At 62.6% G+C, this 23,156-nt stretch carries 18 protein-coding genes and 1 pseudogene; 10 read left to right on the top strand and 9 right to left on the bottom strand.

The window, feature by feature from the left end:
• Positions 1–34: 34 nt before the first annotated feature.
• A complete protein-coding gene (locus LVS58_RS02470; protein WP_233689743.1) occupies positions 35–2,890 on the bottom strand; it encodes a class I adenylate cyclase in 2,856 nt (951 codons plus the stop codon).
• 166 nt (positions 2,891–3,056) lie between these two features.
• Here LVS58_RS02470 and LVS58_RS02465 point away from each other — a divergent pair, with 166 nt between their 5' ends.
• Positions 3,057–3,509: a YaiI/YqxD family protein gene (locus LVS58_RS02465; protein WP_233689742.1), complete on the top strand. Its 453-nt coding sequence runs from the start codon at positions 3,057–3,059 to the stop codon at positions 3,507–3,509.
• A gap of 175 nt (positions 3,510–3,684) precedes the next feature.
• On the opposite strand, the gene elbB is transcribed toward LVS58_RS02465, so the two are convergent.
• Positions 3,685–4,344: an isoprenoid biosynthesis glyoxalase ElbB gene (gene elbB, locus LVS58_RS02460; protein WP_233689741.1), complete on the bottom strand. Its 660-nt coding sequence runs from the start codon at positions 4,342–4,344 to the stop codon at positions 3,685–3,687.
• A 112-nt stretch (positions 4,345–4,456) separates the two neighbouring features.
• Here elbB and LVS58_RS02455 point away from each other — a divergent pair.
• Positions 4,457–5,083 (top strand): annotated as a pseudogene (locus tag LVS58_RS02455) (sterol desaturase family protein); the annotation flags it as partial.
• 501 nt (positions 5,084–5,584) lie between these two features.
• Here the strand turns inward: LVS58_RS02455 and LVS58_RS02450 are convergent.
• On the bottom strand, positions 5,585–6,229 hold the full coding sequence (locus tag LVS58_RS02450) for a DedA family protein (RefSeq protein WP_012054060.1): 645 nt from the start codon (positions 6,227–6,229) through the stop codon (positions 5,585–5,587).
• 213 nt (positions 6,230–6,442) lie between these two features.
• Between LVS58_RS02450 and ppk1 the strand changes: the two genes are divergently transcribed.
• Positions 6,443–8,686, top strand: coding sequence for a polyphosphate kinase 1 (gene ppk1, locus LVS58_RS02445; protein ID WP_233689740.1), 2,244 nt, complete (start codon positions 6,443–6,445; stop codon positions 8,684–8,686).
• On the opposite strand, the gene ppx is transcribed toward ppk1, so the two are convergent.
• Positions 8,673–10,175 (bottom strand): exopolyphosphatase, encoded by a 1,503-nt coding sequence (ppx, locus tag LVS58_RS02440; RefSeq protein ID WP_233689739.1) that lies wholly within the window; start codon positions 10,173–10,175, stop codon positions 8,673–8,675. The two genes, ppk1 and ppx, sit on opposite strands and share 14 nt — an antisense overlap.
• A 253-nt stretch (positions 10,176–10,428) precedes the next feature.
• Between ppx and trxA the strand changes: the two genes are divergently transcribed.
• The 5 genes from trxA to LVS58_RS02415 all read left to right on the top strand — a co-directional run bounded on the left by trxA (position 10,429) and on the right by LVS58_RS02415 (position 15,781).
• Positions 10,429–10,758, top strand: a complete 330-nt coding sequence (gene trxA, locus LVS58_RS02435) for a thioredoxin TrxA (RefSeq protein ID WP_003253660.1) — start codon at positions 10,429–10,431, stop codon at positions 10,756–10,758.
• A gap of 227 nt (positions 10,759–10,985) precedes the next feature.
• Positions 10,986–12,245 (top strand): transcription termination factor Rho, encoded by a 1,260-nt coding sequence (gene rho / locus LVS58_RS02430; protein ID WP_003253661.1) that lies wholly within the window; start codon positions 10,986–10,988, stop codon positions 12,243–12,245.
• A 204-nt stretch (positions 12,246–12,449) separates the two neighbouring features.
• Positions 12,450–13,916 (top strand): 4-hydroxy-3-polyprenylbenzoate decarboxylase, encoded by a 1,467-nt coding sequence (gene ubiD / locus LVS58_RS02425; protein ID WP_233689738.1) that lies wholly within the window; start codon positions 12,450–12,452, stop codon positions 13,914–13,916.
• Complete coding sequence (locus tag LVS58_RS02420; RefSeq protein WP_233689737.1) at positions 13,916–14,884, top strand: CDP-6-deoxy-delta-3,4-glucoseen reductase; 969 nt, start codon at positions 13,916–13,918, stop codon at positions 14,882–14,884. Before ubiD ends, LVS58_RS02420 begins: the two co-directional genes overlap by 1 nt.
• A 246-nt stretch (positions 14,885–15,130) precedes the next feature.
• A complete protein-coding gene (locus tag LVS58_RS02415; protein ID WP_012054059.1) occupies positions 15,131–15,781 on the top strand; it encodes a gamma-glutamylcyclotransferase in 651 nt (216 codons plus the stop codon).
• Between the two features lie 108 nt (positions 15,782–15,889).
• Here LVS58_RS02415 and LVS58_RS02410 read toward each other — a convergent pair whose 3' ends face one another.
• Positions 15,890–16,867, bottom strand: coding sequence for an NADPH:quinone oxidoreductase family protein (locus LVS58_RS02410; protein ID WP_233689736.1), 978 nt, complete (start codon positions 16,865–16,867; stop codon positions 15,890–15,892).
• A 157-nt stretch (positions 16,868–17,024) separates the two neighbouring features.
• Between LVS58_RS02410 and LVS58_RS02405 the strand changes: the two genes are divergently transcribed.
• Entirely contained in the window at positions 17,025–17,429 is a 405-nt protein-coding gene (locus LVS58_RS02405; protein ID WP_003253671.1) for a flagellar basal body-associated protein FliL, read from the top strand.
• Between the two features lie 55 nt (positions 17,430–17,484).
• On the opposite strand, the gene LVS58_RS02400 is transcribed toward LVS58_RS02405, so the two are convergent.
• The 4 genes from LVS58_RS02400 to LVS58_RS02385 all read right to left on the bottom strand — a co-directional run bounded on the left by LVS58_RS02400 (position 17,485) and on the right by LVS58_RS02385 (position 22,820).
• Positions 17,485–18,597, bottom strand: a complete 1,113-nt coding sequence (locus LVS58_RS02400; RefSeq protein ID WP_233689735.1) for an ABC transporter permease — start codon at positions 18,595–18,597, stop codon at positions 17,485–17,487.
• A 1-nt stretch (position 18,598) separates the two neighbouring features.
• A complete protein-coding gene (rbbA, locus tag LVS58_RS02395) occupies positions 18,599–21,319 on the bottom strand; it encodes a ribosome-associated ATPase/putative transporter RbbA (RefSeq protein WP_233689734.1) in 2,721 nt (906 codons plus the stop codon).
• Complete coding sequence (locus tag LVS58_RS02390; protein ID WP_233689733.1) at positions 21,316–22,275, bottom strand: HlyD family secretion protein; 960 nt, start codon at positions 22,273–22,275, stop codon at positions 21,316–21,318. The genes rbbA and LVS58_RS02390 overlap by 4 nt, the downstream gene beginning before the upstream one ends.
• A gap of 95 nt (positions 22,276–22,370) precedes the next feature.
• Positions 22,371–22,820, bottom strand: coding sequence for an EVE domain-containing protein (locus LVS58_RS02385; RefSeq protein ID WP_233689732.1), 450 nt, complete (start codon positions 22,818–22,820; stop codon positions 22,371–22,373).
• A 178-nt stretch (positions 22,821–22,998) separates the two neighbouring features.
• On the opposite strand from LVS58_RS02385, the gene LVS58_RS02380 reads away from it, so the two are divergent.
• Positions 22,999–23,151, top strand: a complete 153-nt coding sequence (locus LVS58_RS02380; protein ID WP_233689731.1) for a hypothetical protein — start codon at positions 22,999–23,001, stop codon at positions 23,149–23,151.
• Positions 23,152–23,156 lie beyond the last annotated feature (5 nt).

The raw sequence follows: 23,156 nt of genomic DNA, 5'->3' as shown, positions 1-23,156 counted from the left end.
GACGCGCGCTATGTAGCCGCCTTGTGCTACGCGTTCAGGCGCCCTGGGCCAAAACCTGCTCCAGCCCCTCATTCAAAGCCTGCTCCAGCACCCGCTTGTAGTTCAGGTAGACCTGTGTTGCCCCCAGCCGGTCATCCAGCAACTCGGACAAATCCAGGTCGGTGATGTAGCACCGGTACTGTGCTGCGCCACGGCGCTGACCGATGATCTGCCTGGCCACCACCGCGTACAGCTGCTCACCATGTTCCAGCTCGGAAAACTCCTGCTGGCCGCAATACAGCGTCACATGCGCCACACCCGCTACACCGGCCTGGATAATCGCCTGTACCTCATAGTAAGGCTGGTCGCTGCCCTCGGCCGGGGCCAGGCGCGGCTCGATGTTGCGTGCCTTGCCTGGGCCGGTGGGCAACAGCTGCGCGTAGTGGATATCCAGCGAGGCGGGTCGCAGGTTATCGAGGGGCAGCCGGGCATCGCGGCGCATCACCACCGAGCGCAGAAAACGTTGCAGTGGCAACAGCAGATGCGCTTCGTCATGCAGCGGCAGGCGTTGTTGCCACAATGCGTTGTACTCATCCAGCACATACACGTCGGCCCAGCCGCCCTGCAGGCGGTAGAACACCTGTATGCAGGCTGGCCGGCCTTGCTCCAGCACCAGGCGCAGGTCGTGGTCCTGCAGCGCATTGGCATCCAGGTACAGCGGGCTGTAGGCAGCGCGCTCTTCGCCCAAGTGGGCCAGTAGCGCCTCATGCTCGGCCAGGGTCGTCAGGCTGACATGCTCGGGCAACAGTTCCAGCACATGGGTGTGTTGGGCCACTTGCAACAGGTAGCGGTGGTGTAGCCCTTGGTCCCGTAGCAGCTGCACGGTGTCGAAAATTTCCTCTACACGCTGGCCGATTGGCTGGGCGCGGCTTTGGCAGAAGCAGCGTACCCGCACCCGTGGCCGGTGGCCGCGCTGCGCCGGGCTGTTGAGGAAGTCGCGCAGGCAGCGCACCAGCGCGTGTTCGCCGTCATAGCGCTGGACCAGCACCTCGTTCCAGCTGTTGACGGTGACCTGGTCCAGGGTCAGCACCAGGTTTTCGCGCACGCCAGCGTAGCTCAACGCGTCGGTGCGCTCTGTGGTCATCAGAACGTTCAGGTCGCGGTGGTGGCGCAGCGGGTCGACGCCGACGTTGACCAGCAACAACACCTCATCGGCAACGCTGGGCTGCAAAAGGCGCACTTCGCTGACGGTCGGCAAGGGTAGGGGGATACTGTGCCGCAGACAGCCCAGCAGGTTGAACAGCTCGAATTCCCCGAGGTCGCTGGCCCCTGGATGCAGCGCCATGCGGGTGCTGCTGTCGACCACCCCGTTGCGATGGGCCCAGGTCAGCAGTTCGAGGAGCTCGCGGCAGCGTTTGATCGGGCTGAAGTGCTGCACCTCATAGGTGCTCAGGTTGCCGCGGTATAGCTCCCAGTGGTAGCTGCCCGGCTCCTTGCGGTTGGGTGCCTGAACCAGCGTCAGGGTGCCTTCGGCGAGGTCAGGGGCGATGCCGGGGTTAATCACTTCGACCTTGCCGGCGCGGCGCTCGAAAGCTGCGTACAGGCGCCGGCCCAGCACATTGAGGTCGCGCTGGTCGGCGCGGCTGCTGGCGTTCTGGGTGCGAGCGAACTGGCTGAGGAAGCGATAACTGAGGTTAAGCTCGGCCACCAGCTCACGCCGCTCGACGGCAACCTGCTGCACTTTCCATTGGCTGCGGCTGTCCAGCAGGGCCAACTGGCGCTGGTCCCAGCCCCACTCGTCGGCCAGGCGCTGCAGCAGCCGGCGTTGCCAGCCATGGCTGCGACCCTGGTCGCTGAGTTTCTTGTTCACCTTCAGGTACAGGCTGCGCCTGACCAGCTCCAGGCGCGCGGGTTCGCCGCGTTGCAGCAGGTAGCGTTCGATGCGCCGGTAGACCATCACGTAGGGGTCCAGCTCGTCGAGGTCGAGCTGGTTGGCAAACACGGCCTGCTTGTAGTCCAGACTCAGGCAGCGTACCGCAGGGTGTTCGCCGGCGTAGGCTTCGGTCAGCAGCAGTTTGAGCAGCGATTTGTAGGGCGAGTCGATGCCTTTGAACAATTGCCACAGGCCAGCGCCGACGAACTCACCGGGCGGAATGTGCGCCAGGTTGCCGAGGTCAAGGGCGTCCTCGCTGCGGATAAAGCGCTTGGACAGCAACGTCTGCGTGTAGCTGTAGTAGTTGTGCTCCTCGTACACCGGTACCAGCCACCACAGCGGCGTGCGCCCGGCCAGCCACAGGGTAGTGCGGTAGAACTCGTCCAGCAGCAGGTAATGCTGGGTAGTGCCGCAGTCGTCGGAGCCGAGCTGGCCATCGCGCTGGCCCTGGGCGAAACCCTGTGTGTCGATCAGGAAAAAGTGTGCTTCGGCGCCCAGGCTTGCCGCCCAGGCCTCCAGCAGCTGGCACTTGCGGCGCAGCTCACCCAGCAGCTGTTCGGGCAAGCCGGGCGCATGGCACACCCACAGGTCCATGTCGCTGTGCTCGGCCTGCGCCAGCGAGCCCAGGCTGCCCATCAGGAACAGGCCGTGGATCGGGCGTGGTGGGTTGCCATGCTGGGCCTTGTAGGTGAACGAGCGGGCGAGGCGTTGGGCATCTGCCACCAGCTCGGCGCTTGGCTCGTAAGCCGATACGCCCGCAGGGGTGCTGCCGGAGACGTAACCCGGCAATAACGGGTGGTTCACGTGAAACAGCAGTGGCAACAGCGACAGCACCTGTTGCTGGCGCGTTGACAGGCCTTCCTTTGCCCGCTGCAGACGGCCTTGGTTCAAGTGCAGGAAGCGCGCACGCAATGTCGCCAGGACCTTGCGGTCGATGCCTTCGTCCAGATCAGGGCGGATTTCGTGAGGGTGGTTCATTGCGCGCTCGGGCAGGCCATTGAAGCTGTGGCGAGTTTAGCCGCAGTGGCGCGGTCGGATAAGCGGTAATTGAAATTCTGGCGCCATTTTTCAAGCGTTGGCCTGCTCCAGCTTTCGCTACGCTTCAGGCATGATGGGTGCATTGAGTTCATGGAGAGTGTGTCCAATGCGTGTATGGATCGATGCCGACGCCTGCCCCAAGGCGGCCAAGGATCTGATCGTCAAGTTCGCCCTCAAGCGCAAGTTCGAGGTGGTGATGGTGGCGGGGCAGGCTGTGGCCAAGCCGGCGTTCGCAATCGTGCGCCTGATCGTGGTGCCCAGCGGCATGGATGCGGCCGACGATTACATTGTGGAAAACGCAATGCCTGGCGAGTTGGTGATCTGCAGCGACGTGCCGCTGGCTGACCGCCTGGTGAAAAAGGGTGTGGCGGTACTGGACCCGCGTGGGCGTGAGTTCGACGAGCGCAACATGGGCGACCGCCTGGCGGCGCGCAACCTGTTTACCGAGCTGCGTGAGCAGGGGCAGGTGGGGGGAGGGCAGGCGGCTTATGGCGAACGCGAGAAGCAGGCGTTTGCCAATGCGCTGGACCGGATCATTGCCCGGCTTTCGAAAGGCTGAGCGCTGACACGGTTCCTGTCGGTGACAGCCCAGGCTGGCGCGGTGGATGGCACCGGCTCTGCCGGTGTTCGCGGGTAAACCCGCTCCTACAGGCGGTGCCCCACAGGTACCGAGTGCCCTTCCTGCGCTGTACCTGTGGGAGCGGGCATGCCCGCGAAGAAACCAACGCAGTCACTTACTCGTGCGTCAGCTCCAGCACTCGGTCCACCAGCTTGTAGATCCCGCCCGCCGCCTCACTGATCGACTTGGCCTCCATGTACGCCGGGGTAGTCACGAGCTTGCGCTGGGTGTCTTCGACAATGTCGTGTACATCGCATTCTTCATGGGTGCCGCCCATCTTCTCGACAGCCGCCGCAGTGTCGGCATCGCTCCCGATGGTGCAGACCACGCCCGGCCCATAGATCTTTGCCGCCAGCGCCGGCGAGATGCAGATCAGGCCAACGGGTTTGCAAGCATGGGCAAAGGCTTCGGCCAAGGCCAGTACGTCTGGGATCACGCTGCAGTCGGCGCCTTTCACGGCAAAGTTGGACAGGTTTTTTGCCGCCCCGAAACCGCCCGGTACGATCAGCGCATCGAAGTCTTCGGCCTTGGCTTCACGGATATCCTTGACCTCGCCGCGGGCGATGCGCGCCGATTCCACCAGCACATTGCGCGATTCGGGCATTTCTTCGCCGGTCAGATGGTTGATTACATGCATCTGTGCGATGTTCGGCGCGAAGCACTGCACCTGCGCACCGCGCTGGTCAAGGCGCAGCAGCGTGATCACGCTTTCATGGATTTCGGCGCCGTCATACACGCCACAGCCGGAAAGAATCACCGCTACTTTTTTTGTCATGCTCATTACTCCAGTGTCGAGGCGCTAAATGTCCTCTAGTTTGGCAGATGTCGCCATAGGGATTCCTGCGGGGGCGGCCTAATCTTGGTGGATAACGCCTGAGGTCGCGCCCATGGACCTGATACTGCTGGCCGTGCCGTTCTTTTTTGTGCTGATAGCCGTCGAACTGGTCGCCGACCGCGTGCGCGGCCAGCACAATTTCACCCTGGCCGACTCGATCAACAGCCTGAGTACCGGCGCACTGTCGACCAGTACCGGCCTGCTGACCAAAGGCATAGGGCTGGTCACCTATGCCCTGGCGTTCGAACACCTGGCGCTGTTGCAATTGCCGGCGCAGGCAGGGTGGGTCTGCTTGCTGGCCTTTGTCCTGTACGACTTCTGCTACTACTGGCTGCACCGCCTGGGGCATGAGCGCAATGTGCTGTGGGCTGCGCACTCGGTGCATCACCAGAGCGAGGAGTACAACCTCACCACGGCGCTGCGCCAGACCAGTAGCGGGTTCATCTTCTCGTGGCTGTTCTACCTGCCGCTGGCGCTGCTGGGTGTGCCGCCACTGGTGTTCATCACCGTGGCCTCGCTCAACCTGCTGTATCAGTTCTGGGTGCATACCCGGCATATCCCTAAACTTGGCTGGCTGGAGTGGGTGTTGATCACGCCGTCCAACCATCGCGTCCACCATGCGCAAAATCCTGCTTACTTGGATCGCAATTACGGCGGTGTGTTCATTCTCTGGGACCGCCTGTTCGGTACCTTCAAGGAGGAAGACCCGGCCGAGCCGGTGGTGTTCGGGGTGACCACGCCGCTGGCCAGCTGGAACCCGCTATGGGCCAACCTGCAATACTATGCCCAGCTCTGGCACGACGCCCGGCGCACCACCAGCCTGTGGGACAAGCTGCGTATCTGGTTCATGCCTACCGGCTGGCGTCCGGCCGATGTGGCCGCACGCTACCCACAGGCCAAGCAGGACTTGGCGCTGTTTCGCAAGTTCGAGGTTGCCCTGGGCCGCGGGCAACAAGCCTATGTGGCGGCGCAGTTCGTGGTCTATGTGGCCTTGGGCAGCTACCTGATGGACGTGGCCGACCGCGTGCCGACCGCCGCGCTGGTGCTCGGCTGGTCACTGATGGCTTTTGGTTTGTTCGTGCTGGGCGCGTTGCTGGAGAACCGGCCCTGGTCTGCACGCCTGGAGCTGGCGCGGTTGTGTCTGAATGCGCCGGCACTGTACCTGGCCGGCGCCTTGGGCTTAGCGGTGGTCGCGCCGCTGGCCTGGTTTCTGCTCGTGGCTTACAGCCTGCTCAGCCTCTGGGGGCTGGGCCTGGCTCGCCGCCCTGCGCTCCGCGCGCAGAGTACGGAAGCGCCGGCGCAGCCACAGCAGGCCGCCCAGCGCCACCAGGCCGCCAAGCACCCATAGCTCGTAACGTTTGACGTTGCCCAGCAAGCCTTCGAGGATGGCGCCGAAGTGGTAGGCGGCGGCGCCCAGGGCCACTGCCCAGATGCCCGCGCCAATCCCGTTCAGCAGCAGGTAGCGGCGTGGCGGGTAACCCGACAGGCCGATGGCCACCGGCATGACCGTGCGCAAACCATAGACAAAGCGGAAACTCAGCACCCAGATATCGGGGTGGCGGCGGATGTGGTCCAGCGCCCGGTCGCCCATTGCCTGCCAGCGCGGCTTGCGCGCCAGGATCCTGCGCCCGTGGCGTCGGCCCATGAAGTACCACAACTGGTCGCCCGCGTAGCTGCCGAAGAAGGCCACCAGGCACACCAGATTGATATCCATGTAACCGCGGAACGCAAGGAATCCCGCAAGCACCAGAATGGTCTCGCCTTCAAAGAAGGTGCCTAGAAAAAGGGCGAAGTAGCCGAAATCCTGCAGGAATTGTTGAAGCATTTTCTGAGGTGCTGGCGAAATGAACGCGCAGCCTACCCCTTCGCGCGCGTTCGTGAAAGTGTCCAAATGTGTCTCGACGTGAACAATTCCAGCGCAGACAATGCCAGAGGCCCCTTGCCACGGCTTGCCCATATGTGTAACACGGGCGTCATAATGGGCGCTTATCTTGCCGCTCAATAGATGATAGGGCGTTAACGTCCTCAGGAACGCCAGATGAATAATGAAGTGCTAAGCCCTGTCGCGATCAAGGATGCTCAGGAGCTCCCAGAAGAGATGCTGCAGACCCCGCCAGACCTGCCTCCGGCGGCTGAGCCTGTAGCGGAGCAGGTGGCCGAGCCTGTGGCTCCGGCGCCCGCGCCGTCCCCGGCCATCGCCGTCCCTGGCCTGGACGACAGCAGCCTGTACATTCATCGCGAACTCTCGCAACTGCAGTTCAATATCCGCGTGCTGGAGCAGGCACTGGACGAGAGCTACCCGCTGCTGGAACGCCTCAAGTTCCTGTTGATCTTCTCCAGCAACCTCGACGAGTTCTTTGAGATTCGCGTCGCAGGCCTGAAGAAGCAGATCAACTTCGCCCGTGAACAGGCCGGTGCCGATGGTCTGCAGCCGCACCAGGCGCTGGCGCGCATCAGCGAACTGGTGCACATCGAGGTAGAGCGCCAGTACGCGATCCTTAACGACGTGCTGCTGCCTGAGCTGGAAAAGCACCAGATCCGCTTCATCCGCCGCCGCTACTGGACACCCAAGCTCAAGACCTGGGTACGCCGCTACTTCCGCGACGAAATTGCCCCGATCATTACCCCGATTGGCCTCGACCCGACTCACCCGTTCCCGCTGCTGGTGAACAAGAGCCTCAACTTCATCGTCGAGCTCGAGGGGGTGGACGCCTTCGGTCGCGACTCGGGTCTGGCGATCATACCGGCACCGCGCCTGCTGCCGCGGGTTATCCGGGTGCCGGAAGAGGTGGGCGGCCCGGGTGCAAACTACGTGTTCCTGTCGTCGATGATCCACGCACACGCCGACGACCTGTTCCAGGGCATGAAGGTGAAGGGCTGCTACCAGTTCCGTCTGACGCGCAACGCCGACCTGGCGCTGGACTCTGAAGAGGTCGACGACCTGGCCCGCGCGCTGCGCGGCGAGCTGTTCTCGCGCCGCTACGGTGACGCCGTGCGTCTGGAAGTGGCCGACACCTGCCCGAAACACCTGTCGGACTACCTGTTGAAGCAGTTCAGCCTCAGCGAAAGTGAGCTGTACCAGGTCAATGGCCCGGTCAACCTCACCCGCCTGTTCAGCATCACCGGCCTGGACAGCCACCCGGAGCTGCAATACACACCGTTCACTCCGGCGATCCCCAAGCTGCTGGCGAACGCTGACAACATTTTCAGCGTGATCAGCAAGCAGGACATCCTGCTGATGCACCCGTTCGAGTCCTTCACGCCAGTGGTCGATCTGCTGCGCCAGGCCGCCAAGGACCCGCATGTGCTCGCCGTGCGCCAGACCTTGTACCGCTCGGGGGCTAACTCGGAAATCGTCGATGCCCTGGTGGACGCAGCGCGTAACGGCAAGGAGGTCACTGCGGTGATCGAGTTGCGTGCGCGCTTTGACGAAGAGTCCAACCTGCAGATGGCCAGCCGCCTGCAAGCGGCCGGTGCGGTAGTGATCTACGGTGTGGTCGGCTTCAAGACGCACGCCAAGATGATGCTGATTCTGCGCCGCGAGCAGGGCGAGATCGTGCGCTATGCGCACCTGGGCACCGGTAACTACCACGCCGGCAACGCCCGCCTGTACACCGACTACAGCCTGCTGACCTCTGACGATGCGCTCACCGAAGACGTCGGCAAACTGTTCAGCCAGCTGATCGGCATGGGCAAGACCCTGCGCATGAAGAAGCTGCTGCATGCGCCGTTCACCCTGAAAAAGGGCATGCTCGACATGATCGCGCGGGAAACCCAGTTCGCCCTTGAAGGCAAGCCGGCGCACATCATCGCCAAGTTCAACTCGCTGACCGACGCCAAAGTCATCAAGGCCTTGTACAAGGCCAGCCAGTCGGGCGTGAAAATTGACCTGGTGGTGCGTGGCATGTGCTGCCTGCGCCCAGGTATTCCGGGGGTTTCGCACAACATCCAGGTGCGTTCGATCATTGGCCGCTTCCTTGAGCACACGCGGGTGTTCTACTTCCTCAATGGCGGCGAAGAGCAGATCTACCTGTCCAGCGCCGACTGGATGGAGCGCAACCTCGACAAGCGTGTCGAGACCTGCTTCCCGGTGGAGGGCAAGAAGCTGTTGCTGCGGGTGAAGAAGGAGCTGGAAGGCTACCTGACCGACAATACCCATGCCTGGACCTTGCAGCCAGACGGGCGTTACGTGCGCAGCACCCCGACCGGCAACCAGAACCCGCGCAGCGTTCAGGCGACCCTGCTGGAGCGCCTGAGCAACCCGGTGCTCAACGTACGCTGAGGACGAAGCCGACCCGGGCCAGCCACTCCGCCTCGTTGGCGAAGTCGGCCTGGGTCAGCTGATTCTGCTCCAGCCAACCTTCAGGGAAGGCTACATCCAGGCTGTTGTCCCCGCCGTGCAGCTCTACCTTTGGCATTTGCTGCGTGCCACGGATGTGGTGGAACAGGATGGCAAAGCGCAGCAGCACGCACAGGCGCAGCAGCTTGACCCCTTCATCACCCAGTTCGGCGTAACGGTCCTTGGGGATGTTGCGGCGGTGGCCGCGTACCAGCAGGGCCATCATCTGCTGATCTTCCCGGGAAAAGCCCGACAGGTCCGAGTGCTCGATCAGATAGGCGCCGTGCTTGTGGTAGTGATAATGGGCAATGTCCAACCCGATTTCGTGCACTTTCGCGGCCCAGCCCAGTAGATCGCGCCAGTTTCCCTCTTTCAGGTCCCAAGCGTCTGCCACCTGGTCGAATGCGTGCAATGCCTTGCGCTCGACGCGCGCCGCCTGGCCCTGGTCCACGTGATAGCGCTCCATCAGCGAGTTCAGGGTGCGTTCGCGCACGTCTTCGTGGTGGTGGCGGCCAAGCAGATCGAACAGCACACCTTCGCGCAGGGCGCCGTCGCAGTGGTCCATGCGGTTCAGTTCCAGGGCATCGAAGATCGCTTCGAGAATCGCCAGGCCAGCCGGGAAGATGGTGCGGCGGTCTGGCTTGACGCCGTCGAAGTCGATCTTGTCGACCTCGCCCAGCTTGAACAGCTTGCGTTTGACCCAGGCCAGGCCTTCGGCGTTGACCTCGCCATTGCCCAGGCCGCCGGCCTTGATGGCAGCGCCGATGGCGCGAATGGTGCCGGATGAGCCGATGGCCTCATCCCAGGTCAGGCGGTGCAGGGCATTTTCGATGCTCATCAGTTCCAGGCGCGCGGCAGTGTAGGCCTGGGCATAGCGGGCCGGGGTGATCTTGCCGTCGCGGAAGTAGCGCTGGGTAAAGCTCACGCAACCCATCTGCAGGCTTTCGCGCAGCAGCGGCTCGAAGCGCTGGCCAATGATGAACTCGGTACTGCCGCCGCCGATGTCGGCCACCAGGCGCTTGCCGGGGGTGTCGGCCAGGGTGTGCGACACGCCCAGGTAGATCAGGCGGGCCTCTTCACGGCCGGAGATGACCTCCACCGGGTGGCCGAGGATGGCTTCGGCGCGCTGGATGAATTCGTTACGGTTGCGCGCTTCGCGCAACGCGTTGGTACCGACGATACGCACGGCGCCTGCCGGCATGCCATTGATCAGCTGGGAAAAGCGCTTGAGGCAATCCAGGCCTCTTACCATTGCCTCTTCACTGAGCATGCGCTCTTCGTCGATGCCGGCGGCCAGTTGAACCTTCTCGCCGAGCCGCTCAAGGATGCGGATTTCGGTATGGTGGGCCTTGGCCACGACCATGTGAAAACTGTTGGAGCCAAGGTCGATGGCGGCGATCAGGGACAGGTTCTTCGCGATGGTATGCGGCATGATCTGGTTGTTCTCGGTCGTTAACCTGGCAATCGTGCCACGATAGCAGGCTATCGCCAACGCGTGACATTCAGCCGTTGTACTGGCCTTGATGCAAGGCAATGTGCCATTCGATTCTATGACGGCCATATGACAGTTTCGATTCGCGGCGTCTTGCGCAACTATAGTTACACTCAATCGTACGTGGCTTCCTGTCCGGCGTGGGTGCGGCTATCATGGGCCACGTTTTTTGCTTACGACCCTGGAGATATCCATGAGCAGCGATCTGATCAAACATGTCACCGACGCCTCCTTCGAAGCCGATGTCCTGAAGGCCGAAGGCGCGGTACTGGTCGACTACTGGGCTGAATGGTGCGGTCCATGCAAGATGATCGCTCCGGTTCTGGACGACATCGCTTCCACCTACGAGGGCAAACTGACCGTCGCCAAGCTGAACATCGACGAGAACCAGGAAACCCCGGCCAAGCACGGTGTGCGTGGTATCCCGACGCTGATGCTGTTCAAGAACGGCAACGTCGAAGCCACCAAGGTAGGTGCACTGTCCAAATCGCAGCTGGCCGCATTCCTCGACGCCCACCTGTGATGTGAAAAGGCCCCGCAAATGCGGGGCTTTTCTTTTTCAGAGCACTAGACGCAGAAAAAAGCAAGTGTTACATTCGGCCTCGCACTGCTTTTCCAGTGCCCTCTACATGCCGTCGCCGAAGCATCCCTAATTCGAATCAGTACGCGATCCTGTCGCCATCCAGCGGCGCGGCCTCATTAAGCCAGAAGCTTAATTCTCCCTTCTTACATGATTACGTCATTCCCCTTATGAACCTGACTGAACTCAAGCAAAAGCCGATTACCGATCTTTTGGAAATGGCCGAACAGATGGGCATCGAAAACATGGCCCGTTCGCGCAAACAGGACGTGATTTTCGCCCTGCTGAAGAAGCATGCGAAAAGCGGCGAAGAGATCTCGGGTGACGGCGTGCTGGAGATTCTCCAGGATGGTTTCGGTTTCCTGCGTTCGGCTGATGCGTCCTACCTGGCCGGCCCGGACGATATCTATGTCTCGCCCAGCCAGATCCGCCGTTTCAACCTGCGTACCGGCGACACCATCGTCGGCAAGATCCGCCCACCGAAGGAAGGGGAGCGTTACTTCGCCCTGCTGAAGGTCGATACCATCAACTTCGACCGCCCGGAAAACGCGAAGAACAAGATCCTGTTCGAAAACCTGACGCCGCTGTTCCCGAACAAGCGCCTGAAGATGGAGGCCGGTAACGGCTCCACCGAGGACTTGACCGGCCGCGTCATCGACCTGTGCGCCCCGATCGGCAAAGGCCAGCGCGGCCTGATCGTTGCCCCGCCGAAAGCCGGTAAGACGATCATGCTGCAGAACATTGCGGCCAACATCACCCGTAACAACCCCGAGTGCCACCTGATCGTCCTGCTGATCGACGAGCGCCCGGAAGAAGTGACCGAAATGCAGCGCACCGTGCGTGGCGAAGTGGTTGCTTCCACCTTCGACGAGCCGCCAACCCGCCATGTGCAGGTTGCCGAGATGGTGATCGAGAAGGCCAAGCGCCTGGTCGAGCACAAGAAAGATGTGGTTATCCTGCTGGACTCGATCACTCGACTGGCACGTGCCTACAACACCGTGATCCCGAGCTCCGGCAAGGTACTGACCGGTGGTGTTGACGCCCACGCCCTCGAGAAGCCCAAGCGCTTCTTCGGTGCTGCGCGTAACATCGAGGAAGGCGGTTCGCTGACCATTATCGCCACTGCGCTGGTTGAAACCGGCTCGAAGATGGACGAAGTGATCTACGAAGAGTTCAAGGGCACCGGCAACATGGAGCTGCCGCTGGACCGCCGCATCGCCGAGAAACGTGTGTTCCCGGCCATCAACATCAACCGTTCCGGCACTCGTCGCGAAGAGTTGCTGACCGCTGACGACGAACTGCAGCGTATGTGGATTCTGCGCAAGCTGCTGCACCCGATGGATGAAATCGCCGCCATCGAGTTCCTGGTCGACAAGCTCAAGCAGACCAAGACCAACGATGAGTTCTTCCTGTCGATGAAGCGCAAGTAAGCTTCCCGATCAGGCAGTAATTGGGGCCGCCTTGCGGCCCTTCGCGGGCAAGCCCGCTCCTACACAGGTCACTGCGGCCGTTGTAGGAGCGGGCTTGCCCGCGAAGGGGTGCAAAGCGGCCCCAATGCATTTTCACCCCCAAACAAGGCCCGAACGGCGCTACACTCTGCACCCCGACCGATACGGCCAACACGAGGCTTCTGCATGCAGTATCGCGACTTGCGCGACTTCATCCGTGGCCTGGAACAGCGCGGCGAGCTCAAGCGCATCCAGGTACCGATCTCCCCCGTCCTGGAAATGACCGAGGTCTGCGACCGCACCCTGCGTGCCAAGGGCCCGGCATTGCTGTTCGAAAAGCCCACCGGCTTCGACATCCCCGTGCTGGGCAACCTGTTCGGTACGCCGGAGCGGGTAGCCATGGGCATGGGCGCCGAGTCGGTCAGCGAACTGCGGGAAATCGGCAAGCTGCTGGCTTTCCTCAAGGAGCCCGAGCCGCCCAAAGGCCTGAAGGACGCCTGGTCGAAGCTGCCGATCTTCAAGAAGGTCGTGTCGATGGCGCCAAAAGTGGTCAAGGACGCGGTGTGCCAGGAAGTGGTGATCGAGGGTGACGATGTCGACCTTGGCGCACTGCCGATTCAGCACTGCTGGCCTGGCGACGTGGCGCCGCTGATTACCTGGGGCCTCACCGTGACCCGTGGCCCGAACAAGGACCGCCAGAACCTGGGCATCTACCGCCAGCAAGTGATCGGCCGCAACAAGGTGATCATGCGCTGGCTCAGCCACCGTGGCGGCGCCCTCGACTACCGAGAGTGGTGTGAGAAGAACCCCGGCCAGCCGTTTCCGGTCGCCGTGGCCCTGGGCGCTGATCCGGCGACCATTCTCGGCGCGGTTACCCCGGTCCCGGACACCCTCTCCGAGTACGCCTTCGCCGGCCTGTTGCGAGGCAACCGCACCGAGCTGGTCAAATGCCGTGGCAGCAACCTGCAGGTACCGGCAACCGCCGAGATCATCCTGGAAGGGGTGATCCACCCAGGCGAAATGGCCCCGGAAGGCCCGTACGGTGATCACACCGGCTACTACAACGAAGTGGACAGCTTCCCGGTGCTCACCGTCGAGCGCATCACCCACCGGCAAAAACCGATCTACCACAGCACCTACACCGGCCGGCCGCCAGATGAGCCGGCCATCCTCGGCGTGGCGCTGAACGAAGTCTTCGTGCCGATCCTGCAGAAGCAGTTCCCGGAAATCACCGACTTCTACCTGCCGCCGGAGGGCTGCTCGTACCGCATGGCGGTGGTGACCATGAAGAAACAGTACCCAGGCCACGCCAAGCGCGTAATGCTGGGTGTGTGGTCGTTCCTGCGACAGTTCATGTACACCAAGTTCGTTATTGTCACCGATGACGATATCAACGCTCGTGACTGGAACGATGTGATCTGGGCCATTACCACGCGCATGGACCCCAAGCGTGATACGGTAATGATCGACAACACCCCGATCGACTACCTGGACTTCGCGTCACCGGTGTCGGGGCTGGGTTCGAAGATGGGCCTGGACGCGACGCATAAGTGGCCGGGCGAGACTACACGCGAATGGGGCCGGGTCATCGTCAAGGATGAAGCCGTCACCCGCCGTATCGATGAGCTGTGGGATCAGTTGGGAATAGATTGATGCAGGTAACGTTGCAGCCGTCCGGGGCGGTGCTGGCGCTTGAGCCCGGGGAACGGATCCTGGATGGAGCGCGGCGGCTGGGCTATGACTGCCCAAACAGCTGCCGCAATGGCAATTGCCATGTTTGCGCCGCGTTGTTGGTTGAAGGACGGGTTCGCCAGGATGGCGAAGTCCGCGACCATGGCGAGTTGTTCACCTGCATTGCCGAACCGCTGGAGGACTGCGTGTTGCTCTGGGACGGCGTGCTTGCCTTGGGCGAACTGCCAGTGCGCAAACTGGCGTGCAGCGTCAGTGAGTGCGTCGACGTCGGTGGCGACGTCTGGCGGGTGCGCCTGCGTGCGCCTGCAGGCAAGCCACTGCGCTACCACGCGGGGCAATACCTGATGATCGAACGTGAGGGCGGCAAGCCGGCAGCCTTCTCGCTGGCGTCCGCGCCACATGCCGGGCGTGAACTGGAGCTGCATGTGCTGGCGCGTGAGCCCAGTGCGGTGCAACTGATCGACCAGCTCAGGCGAGATGGCCTGGCGCGCATCGAAATGCCGTTTGGCGACACCCACCTGGCCGAGCTGCCCGACGGGCCGCTGGTGCTGATTGCCGCCGGCACCGGCATGGGCCAGATGCACAGCCTGGTCGAGCATTGCCGGGCTCAGGGCTTCAAGCACCCGGTACACCTGTACTGGGGGGTGCGCCGGCCTGAGGACTTCTATCAGATCGAGCACTGGGACGAATGGCAGCGTCTGCCTAACCTGTTCCTGCATCAGGTGGTCAGCGACCTGTGCGGCTGGGAAGGCCGCTGCGGCATGCTGCATGAAGCGGTCTGCGACGACATTGCCGACCTCAATAGCGTGCATGTGTATGCCAGCGGCTCACCGAACATGATCTACGCCACGCTCGACGCCTTGGTCGAAGCCGGTATGGATGCCCACCGCATGCGTGCCGATGTATTCGCCTACGCGCCGCGCGGTTAATAACCGAAGTTTGAAACTGTGGGTATAAGGCGGTAATTGTTACCGCCTTGGCCAATAACTTTCACAGTTGCTGAAACAATAATTCCCAGTCGTCGGGGCCGTGTATGAAACGCGTGCTCAAGGGCTTGAGTATTCCTGCAATTCTAGCCTATGGTTACTGCAAGCGCCCTGGGTTCAGCGGCCTGGGGCCGCAGCGTAATCGAATCTCGCTACATCCGTAGTTCACAGGAATAATGGCGGCAGCTTATGTCGGCACTTGAAAGTATGTCTTGGGAAGTTTCATACCCTCCGGCACTTGATTTCGGTCAGCAACATACTCGCGAACAGTTGTTCAGCTCCATGAAAACAACCATGTCCAGGCATCAGGGCGGGCCGGTGTGGCTGTTTGCCTATGGTTCGTTGATCTGGCGCCCGGAGTGCAATTCGGTGGAGCGCCAGCGCGCGCGGGTCCATGGTTATCACCGTGGCTTGTACTTGTGGTCGCATGAACATCGCGGTACCCCGGAAACGCCCGGCCTGGTGTTTGGCCTGGATCGCGGTGGCTCCTGCAGCGGCTTTGCCTACCGACTGGATGAGCGCAACCTGGACGACTCGCTGATGGCCCTGTGGCAACGCGAGATGCCGTATCCGGCATACCGGCCGCACTGGCTCAACTGCCGCCTGGGCGATGGTAGTAAGGTGCAGGCCTTGGGCTTTGTGCTGGAGCGGCATCTGCCGTGTTATGCCGGCAACTTGCCAGATACCTTGCTCAGCCAGATCCTGGCCAGTGCCAAGGGCCGTTATGGCACTACGCGTGACTATGTCGAGCAGACCTTGAATGCACTGCGCAGTCACCAGATGCCCGATCGCAATTTGGAAGCGCGATTCAGGCGTTGCCACAATCTGCGGGAAGTGTGAGTAACCTGTACCGGCCTCTTCGCGGGTAAACCCGCTCCTACAGGTTTGCAACATCCTTGGGAACGTGCCTGTAGGAGCGGGTTTACCCGCGAAGAGGCCGGTCCTGCCTTACCTGGCCAGCACCACCAACTTACCCACAGCCCGCCGTTGTCCCAGCTTCTCAATGGCAGCCCCGGCGTCTGCCAGTGGATAAGTCTGCGACACCAGCGGCTTCAACTTGCCCTCGGCATGCCAGGCAAACAGCTGACGGAAGTTGGCCGCGTTGTCCTCCGGCTGGCGCTGGGCAAATGCCCCCCAGAACACGCCCAATACCGCTGCGCCCTTGAGCAGCACCAGGTTGGTCGCCAGCTGTGGGATGCTGCCGCTGGCAAAACCCACCACCAGCAGCCTGCCATTCCAGGCCAACCCGCGCACCGCTTGCTCGAACAGCTCGCCACCGACCGGGTCGTAAATCACGTCCACGCCCTGGCCGCCGGTCAGGCGCTTGATTTCTTCGCGCAGGCTGGCCTGGCTGTAGTCGATCAGCTCATCCGCCCCGGCAGCCTTGGCCACGGCCAGTTTATCGGCACTGCTGGCCGCCGCGATCACCCGCGCGCCCATGGCCTTGCCGATCTCCACCGCCGCCAGGCCCACCCCGCCGGAAGCGCCCAATACCAGCAGGGTCTCGCCTGCTTGCAACTGGCCACGCTGGCGCAGGGCGTGCATCGAGGTGCCGTAGGTCATGCCGAAGACCGCAGCGGTGGTGAAGTCCATGCTCGCCGGGATCGGCAGCACGTTATAGAACGGCACCGCCACTTGCTCGGCGAACGCACCCCAGCCGGTGAGCGCCATGACCCGGTCGCCTACCTTGAACGCGCCGGCCTTTTCGCCGATGGCGGCCACCACGCCCGCTGCCTCGCCACCTGGAGAGAACGGCAGCGGTGGCTGGAACTGGTACTTGCCTTCGATGATCAAGGTGTCGGGGAAGTTGACCCCGGCAGCCTGCACGTCCAGCAGTATCTCGTTTTTCTTCGGCAGAGGGCTGGCCACCTCTTCCAGCACCAGGTTGCGCGCCGGACCTAGGGTTTTGCACAACACAGCTTTCATCGGGGCTATTCCTTTGCGGGTAGTGGCCGATAAGTGTAGGAGGGCCGCTTGGCGGGTCAACGAGCATGGCCCGCCCTGATGGGCCGGCATAAGCCCGGGCTTGGGTTTGAGCGGTGTGCTGGGTAAGCTGGCGCCAACTGTATTGAGGAGCGAATTCGTGAAAGCGTGGATCTTGATGGTGCTGGCGCTGCTGCTGCCGGCTGCGGCCATGGCCGAGGAAGCCAAGGAAGGGGTGCCCAAGGTCGCCTACATCAGCCTGAGCCCGCCCTTCGTTGGCAACTATGCGCTCGACGGCAGCCCGCGGCTGCGCGTATACAAGGCTGACGTGGCCCTGCGCGTGACCGGCGACGAAGCGGCCAAGACGGTGAAGCACCACGAACCGCTGATCCGTAACCAGCTGGTGGCACTGTTCACTCAGCAGACGGTGGACAGCATGAGCAACGTCGAAGCCAAGGAACACCTGCGCCAGGAGGCATTGAAGCAGGTGCAGCAGGTACTGGAAGCAGAAGAGGGCAAGCCGATCGTTGAAGACTTGCTGTTCAACAACCTGATCGTGCAATAACCGCTGATAGTTGCAAGTCCGGCCCCGCGGGGATTGCGCAAGCCCTCGTCCTTGCTCAGGACGCCAGGGTTCGGCGGAACCGCGCGAGGGCCACGCTGAAGAACACCAGGCCGATCAGGCCCAGCGCCAGGATATCCGGCCATACCACCGCCCACCCGGCATCGCGGAACAGGATCGCAGCCCCCAGGCTGACGAAGTGCGTCGACGGTGAGCCCTGCATCACCCACTGCAGCCACTGCGGCATGCTGTCCAGTGGTGTGCTGCCGCCGGACAGCAACAGCATCGGTATGATCACCGGGATCGCCAGCAGGCCGAACTGTGGCGTCGAGCGCGCCAGGGTGGCGAGGAAAATGCCCAGCGATGTACTGGCGAACAGGTACAGCGCGGTCACGGCCAGGAACAGCCCCATCGAGCCGGACAGCGGCACGCCCAGTGCGCCTTTGACGACTACCACCAACGAAATCCAGGTGCAGATCACCACCACCAGCGCGTTGCTGCCGATCTTGGCCAGCATGATTTCCAGCGCGGTCAGCGGCAGCACCAGCAGGTGGTCGAGGGTGCCATGTTCACGCTCGCGCAGCAGCGCGGTGCCGGTGAGGATGATCGCCAGGATGGTGATGTTGTTGACGATCTGGATCACGGCCAGAAACCAGCCCCCCTCCAGATTGGGGTTGAACAGCGCCTTGGGGTTGATCAGCACCGGGCTTTGCACGTTGCCACGCTGGCTATAGTCGAGCAGTTCACGTTCGAAGATGCGGCCGATGTAGCCGGCGCCCATGAACGCTTGGCTCATGGCCGTGGCATCGACGTTGATTTGCAGCTCCGGCGAGCGCCCGGCCAGCAGGTCGCTCTGGAAGTTCACCGGTACGTTGATGACGAAGGTGTACTGGCCGCTGTCCATGGCCTGGTCCAGGCGATCCGGAGGCAGTGGCACGGCTGGTTGGAACTCGGGCGGTTGCAGGGCTTCGCTGAGCTTGCGCGAGAGCAGGCTATGGTCTTCATCCACCACCGCCACGCTGGCGTTGTGTACGCCGATCACCGAGCCGGCTGCCGGCATGTAGATTGCCACGCTGAAGGCATATAAAAGGAACAGCAGCAGTACGCTGTCATGACGCAGGCTGGTCAGTTCCTTCAGGCCCAGGCGCAGGGTATGGTTCAGGCGCGACATGTCAGGCCTCCTGCTTTTTCAGCATTGCCAGGCTCAGGCCGGTGAAGGCGGCAAAGAAGCTCAGCAGGATCAGGCACTGCGGCCACAGCTCGCGCAGGCCTAACGCCTTGGTGAAGGTGCCGACTGCAATGTCGAGGAAGTAGCCCGCCGGGAACAACTGGCCCATCACCGCTGCCGCGCCTTCTAGCGATGAACGTGGCACGATCAGCCCGGAAAACTGGATGGTCGGCAGGCTGGTAATGATCATCGTGCCGAGAATGGCGGCGATCTGGGTGCGGGTGAATGCCGAAATCAGCAGGCCCAGGCTGGTGGTTGCCAGCAGGTAGGCCATGCCGCCACATGCCAAAGCCAGTACGCTGCCCTTGAGCGGTACGGCGAACAGCCAGCGGTTCATCGCCACCAGCAGCGCCAGGTTGACCAGGCTCACAGCCAGGTAGGGCATCTGCTTGCCAAGCAGGAATTCCAGGCGGGTGAGGGGAGTGGCGTAGAAGTTGGTGATGGAGCCAAGCTCCTTCTCGCGCACGATGCCCAGTGCCGTGAGCATGGCTGGAATGAAGGCCAGTATCAGCGCCATCACGCCCGGGCCGATGGCGTTCACGCTGACCACATCCTGGTTGTAGCGGAAACGCGTTTCCAGGCGCACCGGGTCCTGGCGCGACTGCGGTTGTGGGCTGGCCTTTGCCAGTTGCTCCAGGTTGGCCTGGTGCACGGCTTCCACGTAGTTGCGGCTGGTTTCTGCGCGGAACGGCATGCCACCGTCGAGCCAGGCAGCCACCACCGGCTGGCGTCCTGCGTACAGGTCGCGACCAAAGCCGGGCGGAATTTCCAGTGCCAGTTTGATTTCCGAGCGTTGCAGCCGCTGGTGCAGCTCGCTGCTGTCGCGGATTGGCGCCTGTTCGGCGAAGTAGCGTGAACCACGGAAGGCCTCGAGGTAGGCGCGACTTTGCGGGCTCTGGTCCTGATCGTGCACGGCGAAGGCGAGGTTTTCCACATCCAGTGAAATGCCGTAGCCGAAGATCACCATCATGAACAGTGCACCCAGTAGGGCAAAGGCCAGGCGCACCTTGTCGCGCAGCAGCTCCTTGCCTTCACGGCTGGCCACTGCCAGCAGGCGGCGCAGGCTGAAACCTTGGCGTAGTGGTAGGGTGGGGGTGGACGCCTGTTCCAGCACACTGCTGTCGGTGGCGGCTGGGGCCAGTTCCTGGGCCTGTTCCAGGCAGCGAACGAACGCGTCCTCCAGCGTGTCGCCCTGGTACTGGTGCTGCAGGGCATCGGGTGTGTCGCAGGCCAGCACCCGCCCGGCGTGCATCAGCGAAATACGATCGCAGCGCTGGGCTTCGTTCATGAAGTGGGTGGAGAGGAAAATGGTCACGCCCTGCTCGCGGGACAGCTCTACCAGCAGGCGCCAGAAGTCGTCGCGGGCAGCTGGGTCGACGCCGGAGGTGGGTTCGTCGAGGATCAAGACTTCCGGGCGATGCAGAACAGCCACCGCCAGCGACAGGCGCTGGCGCAAACCAAGGGGCAGGGCGCCAGACGGCTGGTCGGCGATAGCGGCGAGGTCGAAACGCTCGATCAGCTCATCGATGCGCTGGGCGCTCTCGGCTTTGGGCAAGTCGAACAGGCGGGCATGCAGGGCCAGGTTCTGCCGGGTGCTGAGCTCGCCATACAGAGAGAAACTCTGCGACATGAAGCCGACCCGCTTGCGTGTGGCCAGGTCGCTGGCGTCCACCGGGCGACCCAGCAGGCTGGCGCTGCCCTCGCTGGCCGGCATCAGGCCGGTGAGCACTTTCATGGTGGTGGTCTTGCCGCAACCGTTGGAACCCAGGAAGCCGAAGATCTCACCGCGGCCAATGGCGAAACTGACCTTGTTCACCGCTGTGAAGTCGCCAAAGCGCAGGGTCAGGTCGTGTGCTTCGATGGCGACCGGGCCGTCCGTGGCCTGACGCGGCGGGATTGCCAGGGGTTGATGCTGCCCCTTGCCCGCGCCCTGGTAGTGGGTAAACGCATCATCCAGCTTGCCGCTCGGGGTTACTGCAGCCAGTTCGTGGCTAGGGCCGGCGGCCAGTAGCCGGCCGCCATCGAGCATCAGGCAATGCTCGAACTGTTCAGCTTCTTCCATGTAGGCGGTAGCCACCAGCAGGGTCAGTTGCGGGCGTTGTGCGCGAACCTGTTCCACCAGCTCCCAGAAGCGCCGCCGCGACAGTGGATCGACGCCGGTGGTCGGCTCGTCCAGGATGAGCAGGTCTGGTTCGTGGATCAGCGCGCAGCAAAGGCCGAGCTTCTGCTTCATGCCGCCCGACAGCTTGCCGGCCGGGCGCTGGGCAAAGCGCTGCAGGTCGGTGGCCTGCAACAGATTGGCCATGCGCTGTTCACACTCGCGGCGACCCAGCCCGAACAGGGTGGCGAAAAAACGGATGTTCTCGCTGATCGACAGTTCCGGGTACAGGTTGTTGCCCAGCCCCTGCGGCATGAACGCCACTTTGGGGTAGAGCGCCGTGCGATGGCGGCGTTGGCGGATCGAGCCGCCCAGCACCTGCAGCTCTCCCTGCTGTAGGCGTTTCACGCCGGCGATCAGCCCCAGCAGGGTCGATTTGCCAGCCCCGTCAGGGCCAATCAGCGCGCAGCGGGTGCCCACAGGGAGGCTGAAGCCTAGTGGATGGAGGGCTATCAGGTCGCCATAACGGTGGCTGATGCCTTCGGCCAGCAGTGCCGGGGCGTTCATTGCAGGTTGGCCGGCCAGTCCACCTCAGCCGTGCGTACATAGCCGGCGCCTGGCATGCCTGGTTTGGCTTGCGGCACGGCGCCCGGGTCGCTCAGGCGCAGTTTTACACGGAACACCAGCTTTTGCCGTTCGTCGCGGGTTTCCACCTGTTTGGGGGTGAACTGGGCCTTGGCTGCGACAAAGGCCACCTTGGCCGGCAGCGCGCGCTCGGGCAGAGCGTCGAGCACGATGCGCGCCTGGTCGCCTACGGTCAGCTGGCCGCTGGTGGACGCCGGCAGGTACAGGTTCATGTACTGATCGCTTGGGTCGATCAGCATCAGCACACGGCCGCCGGCACCTAGCACTTCACCGGGTTCGGCCAGGCGCAGCTGGATGATGCCGTTGATGGGCGCACGCAGGCTGCTGTCGTCGATTTCGCTGGTGAGCTGCGCCACTTGCGCTTCGGCGGCGCCGATAGCGGCCTTGATCGCTGCCAGTTGGGCGCGGGCAGCGACTACTGCTGCGTTGGCCGTGTCAAAGCGCGCCTGCTGTTGGTCGAGCAACTGCTGGCTGGCGAACTTGCGCTGGAAGATTTCGCGTACGCGCTTGAGCTCCTGGCTGGCCAACAGCAGTTCACTCTGGCGCAGTTGCACGCTGGCCTGGGCGGCGGCGTAGTTTTCCCGGGCGCGCAGCACTTCGGCTTCGGCCTGGCTGCGTTGGGCTTCCATGGTGCGTGTGTCGATGCGTGCCAGTAGCTGGCCACGGGTGACGTTGTCGCCCTCATCGACCAGTACTTCGGCAAGGCGGCCGGGGATCTTGCTGGCGATCTGCACTTCGGTGGCTTCAAGGCGGCCGTTGCCCATGCTCAGGCCTTCGGGCAACTGGTCATGAAGCGACTTCCAGTACCCCAGCCCGCCAGCTGCAGCGAGCAGTGCGATCAGTGCAGTGGCGAAGATTCTAGGGGCGTATCGGTTCATCGTTTTGCATCCTTGCGGTCATGCACAGTACATCATGGCCGCCGGCCATGTGTGGCGTGTTGATGTCGGTCAAGCCCTTGACCTTAGCTGCGTATTCAGCGCAACGCGACAATCACCGCCCATTGCTCGGGCGTAACCGGCATGACCGACAGGCGGCTGCCTTTTTGCACCAGCGGCAACTCGACCAGACCGGCCTGCTGTTTCAGCCACCCCAGCTCCAGCACCTTTGGAAAGGTTTGTACGTGGGCCACATCCACCGCGCTCCACGGGTTCTTGTCAGTCGTGGCCTTGGCATCGTGATAATGGCTTTCCGGGTCCAGCGCGGTCGGGTCCGGGTAGGCCGCGCGGGTAATTCTGGCAATGCCGGCGATGCCGGGTTGCGGGCAGCTGGAGTGGTAGAAGAAGAATTCGTCACCCACGCTCATGGCCCGCAGAAAATTACGTGCCTGATAGTTGCGCACGCCGTCCCAGCGCGCCTCACCCAAGCGTGCGAGGGCTTCGATGGAGAGCTCGTCGGGCTCGGATTTCATCAGCCAGTAGGCCATGGATGCTGCTCCTGAAAAGGTTTGAAATAACCTGTTGCACGAAACCGACAGCCGGTTGGCGTCAAGGTTTGCGTGTGGACGCAGGTTGTCGGAAAATGCGCCCCGTTTAAGGCGCATGCACCGGCGGTACCCAGAATATCGCCGAGTGCTGAACAGTTTGCCTGGGGGGCAATCTTCGATGAATCAACGTAAAAAGCCGGATCTGTTGTGGATCCTGGTGTTCATTTTTGGCCTGGGTGTGGTCACAACCGGTTATGCGCAAGGGTTCTGGGAGCGCAAGCTGGACACCGCCTATCAGATGCCGGTCGACGCCAGCCAGCCACAACGTTGATACCC

This window comes from Pseudomonas sp. JR33AA, from assembly GCF_021378985.1.
Lineage (GTDB): Bacteria > Pseudomonadota > Gammaproteobacteria > Pseudomonadales > Pseudomonadaceae > Aquipseudomonas > Aquipseudomonas alloputida.
Note: the sequence above shows the minus strand (reverse complement) of the source record. Positions and strands in the feature narration are given on the sequence as shown.

Coding starts and splice junctions, on each gene's coding strand:
- LVS58_RS02450 (WP_012054060.1), bottom strand. CDS start 6,229: ATGCTTCAACAATTCCTGCAGGATTTCGGCTACTTCGCCCTTTTTCTA.
- ppk1 (WP_233689740.1), top strand. CDS start 6,443: ATGAATAATGAAGTGCTAAGCCCTGTCGCGATCAAGGATGCTCAGGAG.
- ppx (WP_233689739.1), bottom strand. CDS start 10,175: ATGCCGCATACCATCGCGAAGAACCTGTCCCTGATCGCCGCCATCGAC.
- LVS58_RS02400 (WP_233689735.1), bottom strand. CDS start 18,597: ATGTCGCGCCTGAACCATACCCTGCGCCTGGGCCTGAAGGAACTGACC.
- LVS58_RS02465 (WP_233689742.1), top strand. CDS start 3,057: ATGCGTGTATGGATCGATGCCGACGCCTGCCCCAAGGCGGCCAAGGAT.
- LVS58_RS02470 (WP_233689743.1), bottom strand. CDS start 2,890: ATGAACCACCCTCACGAAATCCGCCCTGATCTGGACGAAGGCATCGAC.
- LVS58_RS02380 (WP_233689731.1), top strand. CDS start 22,999: ATGAATCAACGTAAAAAGCCGGATCTGTTGTGGATCCTGGTGTTCATT.
- trxA (WP_003253660.1), top strand. CDS start 10,429: ATGAGCAGCGATCTGATCAAACATGTCACCGACGCCTCCTTCGAAGCC.
- rho (WP_003253661.1), top strand. CDS start 10,986: ATGAACCTGACTGAACTCAAGCAAAAGCCGATTACCGATCTTTTGGAA.
- elbB (WP_233689741.1), bottom strand. CDS start 4,344: ATGACAAAAAAAGTAGCGGTGATTCTTTCCGGCTGTGGCGTGTATGAC.
- LVS58_RS02390 (WP_233689733.1), bottom strand. CDS start 22,275: ATGAACCGATACGCCCCTAGAATCTTCGCCACTGCACTGATCGCACTG.
- LVS58_RS02385 (WP_233689732.1), bottom strand. CDS start 22,820: ATGGCCTACTGGCTGATGAAATCCGAGCCCGACGAGCTCTCCATCGAA.
- LVS58_RS02415 (WP_012054059.1), top strand. CDS start 15,131: ATGTCGGCACTTGAAAGTATGTCTTGGGAAGTTTCATACCCTCCGGCA.
- LVS58_RS02420 (WP_233689737.1), top strand. CDS start 13,916: ATGCAGGTAACGTTGCAGCCGTCCGGGGCGGTGCTGGCGCTTGAGCCC.
- rbbA (WP_233689734.1), bottom strand. CDS start 21,319: ATGAACGCCCCGGCACTGCTGGCCGAAGGCATCAGCCACCGTTATGGC.
- LVS58_RS02410 (WP_233689736.1), bottom strand. CDS start 16,867: ATGAAAGCTGTGTTGTGCAAAACCCTAGGTCCGGCGCGCAACCTGGTG.
- ubiD (WP_233689738.1), top strand. CDS start 12,450: ATGCAGTATCGCGACTTGCGCGACTTCATCCGTGGCCTGGAACAGCGC.